Annotated in this window: 17 protein-coding genes and 2 pseudogenes; 12 read left to right on the top strand and 7 right to left on the bottom strand. The window is 29.3% G+C overall.

Features of this window, described 5'->3' with window-relative positions; translation table 11 throughout:
• Window positions 1-216 precede the first annotated feature (216 nt).
• Window positions 217-1,689, top strand: a complete 1,473-nt coding sequence (locus ADI76_RS02010) for an SIR2 family protein (RefSeq protein ID WP_049514398.1) — start codon at window positions 217-219, stop codon at window positions 1,687-1,689.
• 68 nt (window positions 1,690-1,757) lie between these two features.
• On the opposite strand, the gene ADI76_RS02005 is transcribed toward ADI76_RS02010, so the two are convergent.
• On the bottom strand, window positions 1,758-2,471 hold the full coding sequence (locus tag ADI76_RS02005) for a toll/interleukin-1 receptor domain-containing protein (protein ID WP_049514396.1): 714 nt from the start codon (window positions 2,469-2,471) through the stop codon (window positions 1,758-1,760).
• Between the two features lie 90 nt (window positions 2,472-2,561).
• On the opposite strand from ADI76_RS02005, the gene ADI76_RS02000 reads away from it, so the two are divergent.
• Entirely contained in the window at window positions 2,562-3,461 is a 900-nt protein-coding gene (locus ADI76_RS02000; protein WP_049514394.1) for a tyrosine-type recombinase/integrase, read from the top strand.
• 248 nt (window positions 3,462-3,709) lie between these two features.
• Here the strand turns inward: ADI76_RS02000 and ADI76_RS11530 are convergent.
• The 4 genes and pseudogenes from ADI76_RS11530 to ADI76_RS01980 all read right to left on the bottom strand — a co-directional run.
• Window positions 3,710-3,889, bottom strand: a pseudogene (locus tag ADI76_RS11530) (IS3 family transposase); the annotation flags it as partial.
• Between the two features lie 184 nt (window positions 3,890-4,073).
• Window positions 4,074-5,321 (bottom strand): MFS transporter, encoded by a 1,248-nt coding sequence (locus ADI76_RS01990; protein WP_049514390.1) that lies wholly within the window; start codon window positions 5,319-5,321, stop codon window positions 4,074-4,076.
• A complete protein-coding gene (locus tag ADI76_RS01985) occupies window positions 5,299-6,264 on the bottom strand; it encodes a HesA/MoeB/ThiF family protein (RefSeq protein WP_003002955.1) in 966 nt (321 codons plus the stop codon). The genes ADI76_RS01990 and ADI76_RS01985 overlap by 23 nt, the downstream gene beginning before the upstream one ends.
• 559 nt (window positions 6,265-6,823) lie before the next feature.
• Window positions 6,824-7,690, bottom strand: a complete 867-nt coding sequence (locus ADI76_RS01980; RefSeq protein WP_049514389.1) for a helix-turn-helix domain-containing protein — start codon at window positions 7,688-7,690, stop codon at window positions 6,824-6,826.
• A 388-nt stretch (window positions 7,691-8,078) separates the two neighbouring features.
• Here ADI76_RS01980 and ADI76_RS10850 point away from each other — a divergent pair.
• The 4 genes and pseudogenes from ADI76_RS10850 to ADI76_RS01965 form a co-directional block, all read left to right on the top strand.
• A pseudogene (locus ADI76_RS10850) lies at window positions 8,079-8,330 on the top strand (tyrosine-type recombinase/integrase); the annotation flags it as partial.
• Between the two features lie 351 nt (window positions 8,331-8,681).
• On the top strand, window positions 8,682-9,269 hold the full coding sequence (locus tag ADI76_RS01975; RefSeq protein WP_141751568.1) for a hypothetical protein: 588 nt from the start codon (window positions 8,682-8,684) through the stop codon (window positions 9,267-9,269).
• A gap of 14 nt (window positions 9,270-9,283) precedes the next feature.
• Window positions 9,284-9,628 carry a hypothetical protein gene (locus ADI76_RS01970; RefSeq protein WP_003002962.1) on the top strand — a complete coding sequence of 115 codons (345 nt, stop codon included), beginning with the start codon at window positions 9,284-9,286 and terminating at the stop codon, window positions 9,626-9,628.
• Window positions 9,628-10,062 (top strand): protein-export chaperone SecB, encoded by a 435-nt coding sequence (locus ADI76_RS01965; protein ID WP_003003041.1) that lies wholly within the window; start codon window positions 9,628-9,630, stop codon window positions 10,060-10,062. Before ADI76_RS01970 ends, ADI76_RS01965 begins: the two co-directional genes overlap by 1 nt.
• An 802-nt stretch (window positions 10,063-10,864) precedes the next feature.
• Here ADI76_RS01965 and ADI76_RS01960 read toward each other — a convergent pair.
• The gene (locus ADI76_RS01960; RefSeq protein WP_049514386.1) at window positions 10,865-11,755 is read right to left on the bottom strand and encodes a helix-turn-helix domain-containing protein; all 891 of its coding nucleotides are present in this window, start codon (window positions 11,753-11,755) and stop codon (window positions 10,865-10,867) included.
• A 297-nt stretch (window positions 11,756-12,052) separates the two neighbouring features.
• Here ADI76_RS01960 and ADI76_RS01955 point away from each other — a divergent pair, with 297 nt between their 5' ends.
• The 3 genes from ADI76_RS01955 to ADI76_RS01945 all read left to right on the top strand — a co-directional run bounded on the left by ADI76_RS01955 (window position 12,053) and on the right by ADI76_RS01945 (window position 13,713).
• Window positions 12,053-12,661 carry a hypothetical protein gene (locus ADI76_RS01955; protein WP_049514384.1) on the top strand — a complete coding sequence of 203 codons (609 nt, stop codon included), beginning with the start codon at window positions 12,053-12,055 and terminating at the stop codon, window positions 12,659-12,661.
• A 16-nt stretch (window positions 12,662-12,677) separates the two neighbouring features.
• The gene (locus ADI76_RS01950; RefSeq protein ID WP_049474682.1) at window positions 12,678-13,040 is read left to right on the top strand and encodes a hypothetical protein; all 363 of its coding nucleotides are present in this window, start codon (window positions 12,678-12,680) and stop codon (window positions 13,038-13,040) included.
• 310 nt (window positions 13,041-13,350) lie between these two features.
• On the top strand, window positions 13,351-13,713 hold the full coding sequence (locus ADI76_RS01945; protein WP_049474684.1) for a hypothetical protein: 363 nt from the start codon (window positions 13,351-13,353) through the stop codon (window positions 13,711-13,713).
• 299 nt (window positions 13,714-14,012) lie between these two features.
• On the opposite strand, the gene ADI76_RS01940 is transcribed toward ADI76_RS01945, so the two are convergent.
• Entirely contained in the window at window positions 14,013-14,876 is an 864-nt protein-coding gene (locus ADI76_RS01940; RefSeq protein ID WP_049514382.1) for a helix-turn-helix domain-containing protein, read from the bottom strand.
• Between the two features lie 191 nt (window positions 14,877-15,067).
• On the opposite strand from ADI76_RS01940, the gene ADI76_RS11785 reads away from it, so the two are divergent.
• From ADI76_RS11785 to ADI76_RS11525, 3 genes are all read left to right on the top strand, one after another.
• The gene (locus ADI76_RS11785) at window positions 15,068-15,238 is read left to right on the top strand and encodes a PhrA family quorum-sensing system peptide (RefSeq protein WP_001227861.1); all 171 of its coding nucleotides are present in this window, start codon (window positions 15,068-15,070) and stop codon (window positions 15,236-15,238) included.
• A gap of 48 nt (window positions 15,239-15,286) precedes the next feature.
• Complete coding sequence (locus ADI76_RS01935) at window positions 15,287-15,517, top strand: hypothetical protein (RefSeq protein WP_049474685.1); 231 nt, start codon at window positions 15,287-15,289, stop codon at window positions 15,515-15,517.
• A gap of 315 nt (window positions 15,518-15,832) precedes the next feature.
• Window positions 15,833-16,161 (top strand): hypothetical protein (locus ADI76_RS11525; protein WP_049514380.1); only part of this gene is annotated, 329 nt, incomplete at its 3' end.

Raw genomic sequence — 16,161 nt, 5'->3', positions numbered from 1 at the left:
TGTGATATATTTTACATGCTCATTATACATCTAAAAATAAGTCTGGTCAATGAATATTCAAAAGTTTAGAAAAGTTTAAACTTTTAATGATATTCTGAGTTTTCCCCCGTAAGTATTCATCTCATCCATCATAATAAAAAGTTACTGTTGGAAACATATTGGAGATTAGAAACTATGGTATACTAGTGATAATAAATAGTTATCGGTAGGAGAAGGATGAAAAAACTAAAACAACAATTTATTTCTGATTTTAGTGCAGCAATGTTAGAAAATAATGTAGCTGTTTTTGCTGGCGCAGGACTCTCAGTTCCCTCAGGGTATGTAAACTGGAAAGAACTATTACGGCAATTTTCTGATTCGATTGGACTAGATATTGATAAAGAACACGACTTAATTTCAGTTGCACAGTACTATAAAAATTCTGCACATTCAAAAAATCAGATTACACAAAAACTAATACAAGAATTTACTAAAGACTCTAAAGATAATAATTTGCTGACACTTCTAACAAGTATGCCCATCGGGACTTTTTGGACAACTAATTATGATCACTTAATTGAAGACAACTTGAAGAAATCTGGAAGACGCGTAGATGTCAAGATTGATAATAACGATTTATCAATTACACCCCCAAATATTGATACTACTGTATATAAATTTCATGGAGATATTTCTAGACCCTATGAGGCAGTGTTGACTCGGGATGATTATGAGAGTTTTGATGAGAGTCACAAACTTTTTATCCAAACACTTCGAGGAGATCTGATTAGTAAAACATTTGTATTTGTAGGATATAGTTTAAATGATCCAGATATTCAGCAAATTCTAAGTAAAATTAGATTATTAATCGGGGAAAATATTAGAATGCATTATTGCTTTCGGAAAAATTTATCTATTGATATGTTTAAAAATTCCAACGCCCCTGAAAACGAATTAGAATATGGCAAGATAAAACAAGAGCTCGAAATAAATGATTTAAAAAGATATGGCATTCATACTATTTTGATTGATAATTATAATGAGATTGATGAAATCTTTAATCAGTGCTATCAGTTATATTTAACCAACAGTGTCTTTATTGCTGGAAGTTGCAGAAATTATGGAGAATGGGATGAGACTAGTGCTACTGAGTTTTTATATCTTTTAGGATATAAGTTAATTGATAATGGAATTATTGTTGGAAATGGGAATATAGAAGGTGTAGGACCACAGGTGATTAATGGTGTGATGACAGCGATTAATGATAAAAATCTTGATATTTCGAAGTATTTAAAAATTAAAACTCTCCCATTAATTAAGGGGAGCGATAAACATATTGATAGATCTGCAAAACAAAGATTTCAAGATAATATGATATCAGAAGCAGGAATAGTTATATTTGTATTCGGAAACCAATATTATGATGGGACTTTATCTAATTCTAGGGGAGTACTGGAAGATTTTGATAGGGCAATGAAGCAAAATAGATTTATTATTCCTGTAGGTTCAACTGGTTGGAGCTCTTTAGAAGTATATCAAACACTTTTATCTGAAATTGATAAATATTCCTATCTCACTCCTTTTCTAGATAAGTTACTAACGGAGAAGGATCCTGAAATTCTATCTCAAACTATTATTGACTGCATTAAATATATCAGAGAGTCTTACATCATGGATAGCAAGTATATAAAGAATGCTCCCGTAATATAAATAGAGACTCACCGATTGACTTCACTTCGATGGATCTCTATTTTTGTTTGATATTCTCTAAATTTCAATCACATATATATGTTTGTGTATATTTCTTGGATAATTTCCAGTATTTTAAAATGATATTCTCCCTGAAAGTCTTTCCTAAATAAGCGTTCTTTTAATAATTGAGTTATTTCAGTACAAAATAATATTTCGTGAGTTAGTTTAAAATCTCCTGACTTTTTCTGCTTTCTCAAATATTGAGAGAAGTTATCTATGATAAAAATAGCGTCAATATTGTTTACAGTACAACACCGAATCTGTTCTAATAAAAAGTTACCGACATAACTGCTGATTGAAAACTTAGGAATATCTCTACAAACAATATTGTTCAAATGCAGTAATATAAAGCGATCTACGATATAATCTATCTCTTTTAACGATGATACCGTTAATAAATTATAATTTTTTAAGAAGGTATACTCACTAGGAATATCTTCTTTTTTTATTTTATACAATACTGGAAAAAAAGGAATCCTTTTCTTCATCGCATAATCTAGCTCTTTTATACACCATGCTTTGTTAAAGAATGTTTCATCGAATATAAAAATAATTCCATAATAATCAGCACTTTTATCGAGTACAGTATATAGATTATCAATTATTTCATCTCCAATGTTAATTTCAAATTTGTCAATCCAGGTTTTTAATCCTATTTCGTTTAACATATTATTCAGATGATTTACAAATTCGTAGTAAATATCTCTTGAATAACTTATGAAATATTGAAATTCTCTCACATTTCTCTCCTACCGATAACTATTTATTATCACTATACAAAATGATTAAATAAGTTTAAAATAACATGATTATTACTAAAGGAGATATTCATGGATTCTAAACTTATTTCTACTTACTTAAGTTACTGCGAAACGCATAAGCGTTTAAGCACACATACAATTCGAGCTTACAAAAATGATCTTTTACAATTTTACAATTCAAACTACAATAATGTTGAATCATATATTGAGTTTTTAACAAAATCAAATATAAAATCAAACACTCTACGACGAAAAATCGCAAGTTTGAAGGTTTTTTATAACTATTTAAAATTTCAAGGCATAATTGATGAAAATCCTTTTAATCAACTACGATTTCAATTTCGGAAGGAAAAAATATTACCTAAAACCATACCTTATGATATTTTAAAAAGTGTCTACTCATATTCAGAACAAAAAGTTATCTATTCAAAATCTAAATATCAAAAACAAAAAGCTGAAAGAAATTTACTAATCATTTCCTTATTACTTTCAACTGGCATTCGGATTTCTGAACTTTGTCATATTCATTTTAAAGATATTAATTTTTCAAATAGAACACTTCATATTATCGGGAAAGGAAAAAAAGAACGTATCCTTTTTTTAGGAGACCAAACAACCTTTAATTTATTGAAAACATATATAAATAAATACTACATCCGACCTAATGACTATTTATTTACTGGTCAAAATCCTCTTAAAGCACTGTCAGAACAAAGCGTACGTCTAATTTTAAAGAAGCTAGTTAAGAAAAACAACTTATCTTTAACTATCACGCCACATATGTTCAGACACAGCTTTGCTACAATGCTACTGGATAAAAATGTAGATATTCGTTATATACAGCAAATACTTGGACATAGCTCTATTTCTGTAACTCAGATCTATACTCATGTATCTCAATCAAAACAAAAAGAAATACTCACTCTGTGTAATCCCATATCTTCCATTCGTTCTCGACCACAAAAGTAAAATAACTATAGCTAAATTAAAGCAGTTTGATGATTTCCCTCTAGAAATTTTTACTCTATTTATTTTAAAAGAACAAGTATCTAATTTCATTATTATCAACAAAAGGTAGTTCTATATTTTTGAACTACCTTTTACATATTATAAATATTTCGTGTCTTCTGTTTTATTTAGATTATGTGATTTTCTCTAGCTAAAGATACACTTTTTTATGAACAATCTTCCAGGAGAACTTTATCAATAATTTCTTATTTTAATTTAGGAAAATAAGAACGATTCTTTACTTTTTTTGCGATTTCTATTCCATAACGATCAATCAATTTAATCATGTACTGAAGATTAGAAATGTTTATCCCAAATTGATTAGAAAGACGTCTAAAGCTCTCCCCTTGCTTTCTCAATTCATATATTTTAACTATATCCTCATACATAATAAAAGCACCCCAAAAGTTAGATTTTTTCTGTCTAACTTTTGGGGTGCAGTTCAGAGTAGTCGATTTCTATCTATTTCCTTTATTTTTAACTTGAAATTTTCTAGCTTTTTTAAAACTTCCATTATTCTGTCTCGTAGATATATTTTTAGACCGCTGATCAACTTTATGTTCTTTTTTAAAATTATTCTGCATAACTTTCTGGTTCATTTTCTATTCCCTCACTTTCCTTAAATGGATTGTTAATAAATAACAAATAAAATCCTACTAATACCGTAAATATATTTATCGTTATTCCTAGAATATGTATATCCGAATAAAATTGAGGAACTATTAAGAATACAATTGAAAATAAAGCATATAAGCTTGAATTAGTAGAGTAGATTAACCCCATATTTTCATAGTTATATTCAGAATAAATCATTTTTTCAAACATATTACCAGATATACCAATAATTATAAAGGATAATCCAAATAGCAAAAGCTTAATCAATGGAATTGGTATTACAAATACTAAGAATAAAGAGAAGCCCGATACAATATAATCAATAAAGAAAAACTTTTTATATGATATTTTTATCCTAGGTGCCACAAAAGCACCTGTCAAATCTGCTAATCGTTGTACTGCCAATACCAACCCAAGATACTGAATGGGAATTCCTTCCGATACAAGATATAAGGGGGCTAAAGTTAAAAGTAGATCTGTTCCACCACTTAAAATTGACTCTGTAATTACAATAAAAGACGCAAATTTTGATTCTCGAAAAGCAGAAATTGTGTCCAAGAGTTGAAAAGTTGATTCACTTTCGCTTTCTATATTTTCAGACATACCATCTGACTTTTTTTTATCAGGTATATCTAACTTGATTTTCAACATAAAGTATATCGCAGCTACAAAAAATGGAATACTCATATTGAAAACAACAAAATAGGATAACACTCCTAACAGTAACGAGGCAAACAGGTTACTAATAATGTCTAACACATTTGAAGCCATATACTGAACATCTATAGATTTGTTTATCGTTTCTTCATCATTTTCTAATGTTTCTGGAACAATCTTCATTTGTAATGTGTTGAGTAGATTTGTTGATAAACTAAACAAAAAATTAAAAATATAAAGATAGAATACTTCAAAGCGATATCTTAAGCATAGAATAGTAATGAAAATTATAAAAAGTTGAAGAACTTGAAAAGTTACTAGCCAGACTTTATCTCTTTGGATTTTATTTACAAAACTTCCATAAAAAACGGCAAGTAAGTTAGGGATAAAACCTATTAGAGTAAATAAAGATAACTGACCAGCTTCAATATTATAAACTTTGATTAACCCAATCGACAATGCAATGAAGTAAAAACTATCTGCAATATTTCTAGAAGATCTACCTAATATCAAGTTTTTAAAGTTACTACTGAATTTTTCTAATATCATGTTGATATACCTCGAAATTCATACAATCGATTTGGATATAATTTGTTATATTTAATAATCCTGTCAAGGAATCCAATACTTTGTAGGAAATAATTGCTGCTGCCATATACGATATCGGTGAAATTACACTGTACGGTGTCTTACTATTTAAAATATGATCATCTGATATCATAAAATTCCCATAGAACTCTCTTAAAGAAATAGTTTCTCCAGGAATAATGTGCAAATAGTTTATTACTGTAGATGCGTAGGAACCCACTATAATTGGTTTATTATACTTATGTGCTAAATCATCAAACCAATAGTCAATTTCGATACTTGGAGTATCAGCACAACATAGTGCAATATCAAAACTATATGATTTAAAAAGTTTCTCTAAGTCATTCTTACATCTCAACTGTTTGGATATAGTCACAACTTTTGAATCAGAAATTGCTTGAATATTTCTTTGTATTACCTCTACTTTTGATTTACCTATATCAGATTTTTTAAAACCGCTTTGTCTAGTCAGATTTGATTCTTCTACAATATCAAAATCAACTATAATGAATCTCCCTACTCCTAATCGAGCTAATATTTCCACAACCGTAGAACCAATGCCACCTACACCGACAATTAACACTGTAGATTCTAATAGCCTTTTCTGATACTCACATGGATTTAAGTTTTTAGAAAGATCTATCCATTCAAAAAAGTTGATATTACGAGAGTATTTTGTATCATCGTATTGATTATTAGTTAACAATCCTTTTGATAACATAAATTTTACAATTTTTCGCTCTTCAATAGATAACTGTTGAATGTCAACATCCTCGTCTAACTTTTTAATCAAGTTGATATTCATCTCATTACAATCAATATCCCTCTCAAGAGAAACATTTCCAAAACCAAATTTTATTTTATCATTCAACACATAAGGCTGAAGAGTTCTCTTTACTCTCACTTAGATAACCTCCATTTTGAAAAGTAGTAATCTATACAAAACAGAGTTTGGAGTTAGTAAGCTCCAAACTCCAGTGTAATTAACGGCCTCCTACACGATGACCAGGGAATGTTTGTACTGCAACAACAGTCATTTTCTTTTCCTCCTTCTTCTACTACATAATATTAAAACTCACATTATTAAATAAGATAATATAGTTCCAACAATGTAGATATTTCCTTACTAAGTAAAGACAAAATAAGATATAAAAATACGATTTGCTAGCTTAATTTTCATCTGCGAATAATATTAGCTGGACCCGGATCAATTTCTGTAGCCATTTTATGAATTTGAGGTTTCCCTACAATCCCTAGCAGAATTAATCCAATAACTAGCACTGTAGCAATTTTCCTAAACAGACTTCTCATATATCTCTCCTTTAATTTTCTTGCATTTATTTTAGCACTCCAACATCATGTTGTCAATATATTTTATAAACTTTTTTTATTTTTTTTTATATAACTCATTTTTGTATCTGTGCAATATTAAAAAAACGATGCTCAATTGAACATCGTCTTCATTATTCTGCCATATTTGCAATGTAATGTTCGACTTTCAAAGCCATTGACATATTTTCATCCAATTTATAAAGAAAATGTGCTGTCTCAAAATATTCTTTTACCGAAATCTTAGAAGAAAAGTCCTTACTTACATTTCCCATCAATAAATACAAATCAGCTAAAAGATAAGTTGTTCTGTAAGCCTGACACTGCTTTATAGTAGTTGTGATTTTAGTAATAGCTTCTTCAATATTATTCTGCAGCCATAGATATCTACAAACGTTATAGTTGAACTTAATAAATAGTTCTAACTCTTCAAGTGTATTTAAATTGAGTTGATTTACTTGATACTCTAATGTTTCTCGAATCTCATCAAATCGCGTTAAATCTCCAATATCGTAATAAAAATTGAATAGAGTATTTGAAACTTGGAGATAGTTCATATCAGAAATACTTAACTGTGACAGCACCTTCTCCAATCTTTCAACTGCCTCCTCTTGTTGCCCATAGAAATAAAAATCTATCAGAGATTTTATCCACTCCATATAAAATTTATCTGCTAGAGATAAACGATGAGACTTTACATTTTCTAATTCATATATATATTTCAAAGACTCATAATTTCTATTTATGATAAATGTATGTGCTAATTTCTTAAACTCTGCTAACTCATCAACCTCCTCAACAATCTGCTCATCAAAAAAATAATCCATACTAACTTTTAATTTCTTAGCAAGTGCATGCAAAAAATCCGCCCCCGGAGTGAACTCTCCACTCTCTAATCGACTAATTTGCCCCTGTTTACAAATGCCTTCGGCCAATTCTCGCTGGGACAATTTTAATTCTTTTCGTCTATTTTTTAATCTGGTTGCTAATAATGTACCCACGTTTGGATATTCCTTTTCTAATTGGTTTTGACTTCAATTTTAATTGTAACATGATTAAATTAAAAATTCAAATATATGTCCAGAAAGATACAAATTTTATATAAAAGGTGTCAAATGTTTTTTGATCTACCTCGTCTTCTTTTGAAAATAATCTACTCAAATAATTTCTAGTTTGTCAAATTAAGTTAAACTTTTCATGTAACTCAGAAAAACATATATGGGATTTGAGAGTTCAAGTAATTCCTAAAAGTCTTTGAAATTAAAAACGCATAATATCAGGTATTCAAAAAACTGATATTATGCATTTTATTTTAGTCTAAATTAGGGAAATTATTTCCAGATAAAGTTTTTGGCAAGCCTCTTATCTGTTTAAGGTACATTTCCCCATCGAAATGAGCGAGCTACTCTTATTAAACGATCAAAAGAGTTAGGTTTACCTAATTATGGTTTTCAAATATTCCGCCATACTCATGCGTCTTTAATGCTCAACGCTGGAGCAAATTGGAAAAAACTGCAAGAACGTATGGGACACAGATCTATTTCAACCACAATGGATATCTATGCGAAATTAGATCCTAACCGAAAGAATGAAGCAGTCGATATTTTAATAGAACGACTTGCACAAATTAAAAAAAACTAATTAGAGACTATTATATTTAGCTATAATAAATCACTTTACAATTAATGTAAATTTTATAATGTTACTATAAAATTTTAGGTATACAAAGATCTATAGATACTTTATTGGTAAGATTAATTTTATAACATTACTACAGTTAAAAAAATCCTACATTATAGTTTCAATTGTAAAAAACTCATTATTGATATAGGAATGTTCTCAGAGATTTTTCAACTACTTTTGTACAATGTAAGTCAAATACAAAATTACCTACTTAATAATAGTTTAGAATTTTTTCAAAAAAGGCCTTAATGGTTGAATTATATAATCTTTAACAGTATAATCAAGGTAGTAGCTTTATCAGGAGGTTCTATGCTACAATATAGCGGGTGGCACGGCACCACCAATAAAAGGAAAAATAAGATCCTATCTGCTGGTTTTTCTTATAAAAAATATGAACCTGGTATTAGTAAACAGAGACATCCGAACGACTTGGGTAATGGTGTTTACTTTTTTCTGCCTTTTAATAACGATACTGGTAAAACTATTGCTTCTGCTTATGTAGCAAAGTATAAATCATTTGAACTAAGCAAACCTGGGGTTACGCCCGGATTAGTTAATGCCGAAATCACTATAAAATCTATAGACAATATTTTTATTTTAGATGACCCAACAAACCAAAGTCTATTAGATGAATATCGACAAAAGGCATATATTGAAATTGAACGTGAGATTGCAGGTATTTCAGATAGCGGAGCCAAAAATAGAGCTACTCTTCTTAACCAAAATCAAGGGTTAATTATTGAACTGCTACTTGATTTAGCGTCTCAGTATGGAAAGAATTTTAAAGCCGTACAGTCCAAAACATATACTGATATTTCATTTTTACCAGTGATTAACGGCAAGAATGGAGAAGAAATTTGTATCCGTGATTTAAATTGTATTACAAATATTTTATAAATAAGGAGGCTTTTATGAGTTTATTATCAAACTTTTTAGGAACTGAAGAATTTTCTTTGATGGATTCTCCAATGTTTCAAGAATTAGTTGAAAATATTAAGGCCAACAAAATCTATTCAGTAAACAATGAATTTGATTATTATTTGAATATGTCAGGAAGTCCTAAAAAATATAAAGATGAAATACATTTTACCTCTCAATTAGATAATCAAAATGATTTTTATGATTTGAATTCTATAAATAAAGTAGATGCAATGTCTAAATATATTATAAAAAACAAGAAATCATGTTTTTCATATTTCCCAATAGATTCTGAAAACTTAATTACAACAAAAGAAAGTAGTGAGGTGGCAGCTTAATGTCCTCTTTACAATTTAAAGATTATTTTTTAAATGAAGTATCATATCGAAGAAATCCTAGTTTTGATCAAACAAATAGTACTATTAATTTAAAACCTGAATTATCTGCACAAATTTTAATAAGAAAGTCTGAAAATCTTGCTTACGTTAACTTAATAACAAAGCAAGGAAATATACATTCAGATGATTCTGCTTTTGAGCTTATTGTAGATATTGTTGGAGAATTTTCGTTTATATACGACAAAACAGAATTTGATATTAGTTTTGAAACTTTTCTTAAAGAGAATGGTTTAGCAATTCTTTGGTCCTATATTCGGCCTATTGTATCTGACATGATCACTCGTGGTAATGAGTTCCCAAACTTCTTATTACCTGTCATTAACATTAAAAAAATGCTTGAAGAAAAAGATTCAATCAAGTTAACATACGAATAAAAATAGTGTAATGTTTTTCAAAGATCCAATGACGTGCTTTTTCTACTTTAATGTACATTTAGAAGGTCTTTAGGAAAATATAAATAAATAAGTAAAATTTGTGATGAAAATAAATACACCCAAAGAGTTTTGTATTGTAGTGATGCAAGTTAAAACTCTACCTTTTTCACTACCTTTTTTGAAATAAAAATAATGATTAGGATATTTAAAAGAAGAGGAACTTTAGTGTGAAGTTCCTCTTTTTGTTATTTGTTCTTTTACTTATAAATTGTAATATCTGTTTTGAACACCTCGTATTTGAATGAATTTCAATATATGCTTAATATCAATGTTTCCACATGTTTTTAAGAAAGAAATATTTCATCTAATTGAATAACTTTCAATTGAATGGTGTGAATTTTACCCTAAAAATAAACGAATTGAGCTAGATTTCACCAAAAAGTTCACACCATTTGAATTGTTACTGTTTTGTACTTTTTATAGATTTAGAATTCTTTGTTTTCAAATAGTTTAGTGTCAATGTAAAAAATTACTATTGAATAAATAACAGTTAAAAGTAGTTGAATGGTGTAGCTAATTATCGAAATATTCCTTTCTTAAGAACTGGTTTTGAAAGTATGGGTTTCAGTTGGACTAAAAGCAGCTTAATATCGAGACTTTTCAGAACGATATTTACTGATTGATTTCATAAAATTTGAATCAAAATTTCTTAAATAGATGTAAAGTATCTTACAAAGTTCTTTTAGCAAAGAAAGATATTGAAAAAGAAACTACCTCAATATATAACATTAGAGTACAAAAATTACAACATCCACGGGATTCTCTTATCATCTAGTATTTCATTGGCATGTAATGAAGCTATTTCATGTTCAATAATTTTTAATAGATCGGTTTCCTCAAGTAATCGAAGTATTTCAATATTTTTTTGTATTAGCTCCTCGTTGGAATCACATATTCCAATTCTAATTGAATGAAAAGCAATTGCATCATATCGCTTAAGTAATTTTGCTGTCTCAACAACTATTGAGCAGATATAACTACACATAGGAAAGTGTTTATAATAAAAATAAACAGTAGACAGATTGGATAGTATTGCAAGCTTTAAGGGTAATATATCATGGAAATTAGAGTATTTTTCTAGTCTTTGAAGTACTAACTGTGTAGTATCTATAATTGTCTCTAAAGGAAGGCAGAAAAGAATAGAATTTAAAATTTTAAAATCTGATTCATACCACGTATCATGATGCTCTAGATCATTCCACAAACAACTTACAAGATCTTTCGTCAGTAAATCCTTGTTGGATAGTCCATGCTCTCTAATTTGAAGTATTATCTTCAAAGAATAGTAAAATTTTTGAATAGAGATATCGTAATTGGTTTTTAGATAAGACTCGCATTTATTTATAATATATTCAAGTTGTTCTGTTCCGCTAATTGTATGAAGATTACTTATATCATTAATTATTTCAGTATGTTTATTAGGACGATAAAGATTACATATATAATCGAATTCATCAAAACTCATATTGATTTGTTGAAGTAAGAAAGCCATGTTCTCATACTTTGGAACAACATTCCCATTTTCTATCTTAGAAAGAGTTGTAGTAGACAATACATTTCCACACACATCTGACTGTCTTAAATTTTTAGATTTTCGAATTTCTTTATAAATTTTACCAAAATCATATCTCATAATATAACCTCTAAAACAACTTGAAAATAGTTAAAAAAATAATTGGTAATTCTGAATGTATTGTATACTTTAGTTAGATGAAAAGCAAATAAAAAGAAAATATTTTAGGAGGCGATCAGGTGTTATTTTCTCGTGTTCCTTAATTATCACTATGTAATTATATGGGGTTGCTGTTATGTTAGATAGCAATTGGAGGTGAGTACATTGGTTTGTATAACATAAAATTTGTTAGGCTAAATTTATCATTGTAGTTATAATTATATACAGCTGTACATAAGTTACTAAGGAGTAGGAAAAATGAAAAAATTATTAGCATTGGGATTAGTTGCTGGTGCAAGTGTTTTGTTGTCTACAGGAACTATCGTTAAAGCAGAAGAAAGAATGACAAGTCAACAGATTGAACAAGTAACTCAAGGTCTTGAGGATGATCAATATGTATTAACCACCCCTGGAGGAGGTGTTATAACTAACAAAGATGGGAGCGATAATTTTCCGTCAGAACAGGTGGCTAGTGAAGGAAAGGTAATGAAGGTAGCTGACTATAAAAAATATCTAGCTACGCAAGATATTTCCCAAAACCAAGAAACTCCTTCTGGCACTACATTCTTTGGTGCTTGGATTCCGACTCGCGTGCATGTCTTATATCCAAATCAAGAGTATCAATCTAATCCGTTTTATGCAAGAGGTTGGCGCTATGGTGAAGAACGCTTTAAACCATCTAGAGGTAGTGGAGACTACTTGTATTGGCAAGCTCAAGGCGATAGTGGTTTAGTAGAAGATGGATATGGTATTTCGGTTGTAGTAAATGATGGTGGGTATGTAGCTGTAAATAGTCGACGGGGAACATTTTTCAAAACATATAATCCTAAAACAGGATCAAGATATAAAGTAAGTAATCCTGTTTAATATAGGAGGTAGAAAGATGGCAAAGAAAAAAATGTTAGTAACTCTCTCAGTTTTATCATTGGGTTTGGTTTCATATGTTTTATTTAAACCAGCTATTGCAGAGACTACTAGTGGCATAACAAGAGAAAACAAAACTATAGAAATTTATAAAGATTTATTAAAAGGTAAATCAGAAAAAGAAATTAATGACTACTTTTCTGATTTACCAGACAGTAAATTGATTATTGCAGATAAATCAGGAGGTTATACAACTAGCTTAACTGATGACTATAGTAATCCTGTGGAATCAACTGATGAAAATGGCAATGAGGAACTAAAATCATTCCACGATAAAAGTGTTGCTGCAACAGTTGGTGAAATTAAAGAAGCGTTAAAATAGAAAAAACTAGGTAATCAAAATACTGGTAATAAGAAGGGTTCTACTGAAAGTGTAGAACTCTTTTTATATTACTTGTTAAATGGTTGTAATTGGGATTTTCTTAAGTTGAACTTGTAAAATAGAAGTGTATACATTTTTAATCTATAGTCGTAGAGTTTTAGTAAAACTACAGCCAAATATAGATCTTTTTCTATAATTTACTAATGTCTGTTATAATGGACATTATTTGAAATTTCCATTATAACAGACATTGATACAGTTTTGTAATATTATTTTGGTAAAATTAAAATTATAGAAGGAGGCTAAAACTATGAGAAAAATAATAGGTATACTACTACTTTCATTATCAACCATTTCGTTAATTGCTTGCTCTAAAAACAACTATCAATCTTTAGATGGTGAGTATTATTGGATCTCAAGTGAAAGAAACGAATTGGCGTTTACTATTAAAGGAGAAAATGCTTCCATTGAGCATGGAGAAGCCGACAGCTTTACCATTAACAAACAAAAGAATACGATCGAATTAACTGGACAAAACATTGCGAGTCGAATAGAAGAATATTCATTTAAAGATGGGGTCTTTTCTGTTGATATTAGTGGAGTTAAGCATGACTACTATCTTAAAGGTAGCGAAGCATATAAAAACGCTCTAAAACAATATGGATATAAATAACATTATTCACACCTATTTTACCGAATAGGTGTTTTTTGTGCTGAATAGATTACTTCAAAAAACTTTTAAGCTTATTCTTAACCGAATAGCTTATATTTCATGTAAATTAGCTTAATCAAAGAAATTGGATTATACTTTATAACACAAGAAATCAAAATGTTACCAAATTAGAACGGGAAACAAAATCAGTATAGTTATTTGAGATACCATGAAAAAATTATAAGGCTGATAGTATTAATATCACTATCAGCCTTACAGGTTATTTAACGTTTCAGCAAAAACTATAATGTCAAGATTAACTATACAGTATCTAATTCCTTCAAATAATTTTCTATCTTCATCAACATTAAAGGATTGTTATAAATCTTACATAACTCTCTTGCTTCTATATAATAATTTTTGACTTGTTCTTTGTCTAGAAACTTGGCTCCAGCATTTCCTACAAGAATAAGTAGGGGAGCCAGTTGGTAGCTTGTCTGTCTTTGTTTACAGAGTTCAATCGTCTCAAGAGCTTCTTGGATGGCTTCGTTATATTTTTCCTTTGACACTAGGTAGTGAGCGTAGTTGTAACGAACTCTGATGTAGCCAAATAAAAACTCTTGATGCTCAAAATTTTTTGTCTGATATAACTCTATTAAATGAGAGTAGTTTGCCTCATATTCTTGTTCACGACCCACTAAGGAATAGAAATTAGATAGAGTATTCAATGCCTTTAAATAAATCAGAGTATTTGAGGAGACTTTTAATAATATATTTTCCAATGAAGAAATAGCCTCACACTTACTGTCATATTGATAGAAGTCAATAATAGCTTTAATCCATTCAAGGTAAGTTCGGTCTTCTAGTGTTAGAAAAGTACTTCGTTCGATCTCTATTCTATAAATATATTCCAAATCTTCATAATTTCTGTCATCTAATAGTCGAGCAGATAATTGCTTGAAATTAGAGAGGTTAGATTTAATTTCAATTTGTTCATTAAAAAAATAATCTAATGGTACTTCAAGTCGTTGTGAGAGTTTGAACAAAAGGTCTGCGGAGGGAATGAAATGCCCTCTCTCAATTTTACTAATCTGGCTTTGTTCACAAATTCCTTCTGCAAGAGTTTGTTGGGAGAGTCCTAGCTCTTTTCTTTTTAATCTGAATTTCTCTGCGAGTGTATTCATTAAAGATAATAAACCTTCCTATTTGCTTAATTTCATTATAAAATTTTTAGTTCAAAATAGCAAGTTAAAGGAATAAATAATTCTTTATGGTAATAAAAAAAAAAAAAAGTTCAAAGCGCAATAAAAATAATTGCATAAATAATATATATGTGTTAGAATAAAAATAAGGAAAAAGAAAGGGGTTTCATTGCATGAGAAAAAAACGTGGAATTAAAAAATTAGTTACATTTGCATTACTAGGTGTTTTTATGTTTAGTAATACAATTCCTTACCAACAGTTTATTCAGAAGAATAAACAATTGGAGATTCGAGTGCAATCACAAAAGGAGTCCAATGGTCTTGATGTTGGGAAGGCTGATTAGTTGATTAAATGATGAAAATACTAATTAACTATAAGGAGGGACTGTGTTATGGTAACTAAGTATTACAAGTATATTCCTTGGTTGATCTTAGGAGCTATTGGATCTTATGAGTCCGCAACTTATTTTGGACATGGCACATTTGATACGCTGTATTTATCTATTGTTTTTATGATTGTTTACGTAGCTTTATTCATTCTACACGAAAAATATCTGAAATATAAATATAAAGAAATATTTACACATATTATGAGCAATCCTGAAAAAGATCATCATCCCTAGTAAGATATAGCATAATAAAGCCCTAGCAACCAGATTGTACTGACTCCAAAAAAGTTAGGTAAATAGGCTATCCAAAGGATTTAGTTCTGTATTGCACATGACTGAGTCCTTTTCTATTATTTGTATAGAAGTGTATACATTTTTAATCTATAGTCGTAGAGATTTAGTAAAACTATAGCCAAATATAGATCTTTTTCTAAAATTTGCTAATGTCTGTTATAATGGACATTATTTGAAATTTCTATTATAACAGACATTGATACAGCTTTGTAACATTATTTTGGTGTAGTAATATTATAAAAGGAGGCGAGAAACATGAGAAAATTTGTTAGCATATTATTGTTGTCATTATCAATAATTACGCTAATTGCTTGCACTAAAAATAAGCAACAATCTCTGGATGGCGAATACTATTGGATATCAAGTGAAAGAAATGAATTAGCATTTACTATAAAAGGGAATAGAGGTTCAATAAAACACGGAGAAGCTGATAGTTTTACAATTGATCAAGAAAGTAACACCTTCCTTTTATCAGGAGAAGGTAGAGCTGATTCAACAGTAAAATATAAAGTTAAGGATGACACCATTACAGTCGATATATCTGGAATAGAACATGAATATTACCAAAAAGGCAGTAAAGCATA

Source organism: Streptococcus parasanguinis, assembly GCF_001074805.1.
GTDB classification, from domain to species: Bacteria; Bacillota; Bacilli; order Lactobacillales; family Streptococcaceae; genus Streptococcus; species Streptococcus parasanguinis_A.
The sequence above is the reverse complement of the archived record's forward strand: the minus strand, read 5'-3'. Positions and strand labels throughout refer to the sequence as shown.

Bases quoted from the DNA above. Each gene is read 5' to 3' on its own strand.
- ADI76_RS01955 (WP_049514384.1), top strand. From the start codon at position 12,053: ATGAAAAAATTATTAGCATTGGGATTAGTTGCTGGTGCAAGTGTTTTG.
- ADI76_RS11785 (WP_001227861.1), top strand. From the start codon at position 15,068: ATGAGAAAAAAACGTGGAATTAAAAAATTAGTTACATTTGCATTACTA.
- ADI76_RS01960 (WP_049514386.1), bottom strand. From the start codon at position 11,755: ATGAGATATGATTTTGGTAAAATTTATAAAGAAATTCGAAAATCTAAA.
- ADI76_RS01990 (WP_049514390.1), bottom strand. From the start codon at position 5,321: ATGATATTAGAAAAATTCAGTAGTAACTTTAAAAACTTGATATTAGGT.
- ADI76_RS01945 (WP_049474684.1), top strand. From the start codon at position 13,351: ATGAGAAAAATAATAGGTATACTACTACTTTCATTATCAACCATTTCG.
- ADI76_RS01975 (WP_141751568.1), top strand. From the start codon at position 8,682: ATGCTACAATATAGCGGGTGGCACGGCACCACCAATAAAAGGAAAAAT.
- ADI76_RS01950 (WP_049474682.1), top strand. From the start codon at position 12,678: ATGGCAAAGAAAAAAATGTTAGTAACTCTCTCAGTTTTATCATTGGGT.
- ADI76_RS01970 (WP_003002962.1), top strand. From the start codon at position 9,284: ATGAGTTTATTATCAAACTTTTTAGGAACTGAAGAATTTTCTTTGATG.
- ADI76_RS01940 (WP_049514382.1), bottom strand. From the start codon at position 14,876: ATGAATACACTCGCAGAGAAATTCAGATTAAAAAGAAAAGAGCTAGGA.
- ADI76_RS02000 (WP_049514394.1), top strand. From the start codon at position 2,562: ATGGATTCTAAACTTATTTCTACTTACTTAAGTTACTGCGAAACGCAT.
- ADI76_RS01965 (WP_003003041.1), top strand. From the start codon at position 9,628: ATGTCCTCTTTACAATTTAAAGATTATTTTTTAAATGAAGTATCATAT.
- ADI76_RS01935 (WP_049474685.1), top strand. From the start codon at position 15,287: ATGGTAACTAAGTATTACAAGTATATTCCTTGGTTGATCTTAGGAGCT.
- ADI76_RS02010 (WP_049514398.1), top strand. From the start codon at position 217: ATGAAAAAACTAAAACAACAATTTATTTCTGATTTTAGTGCAGCAATG.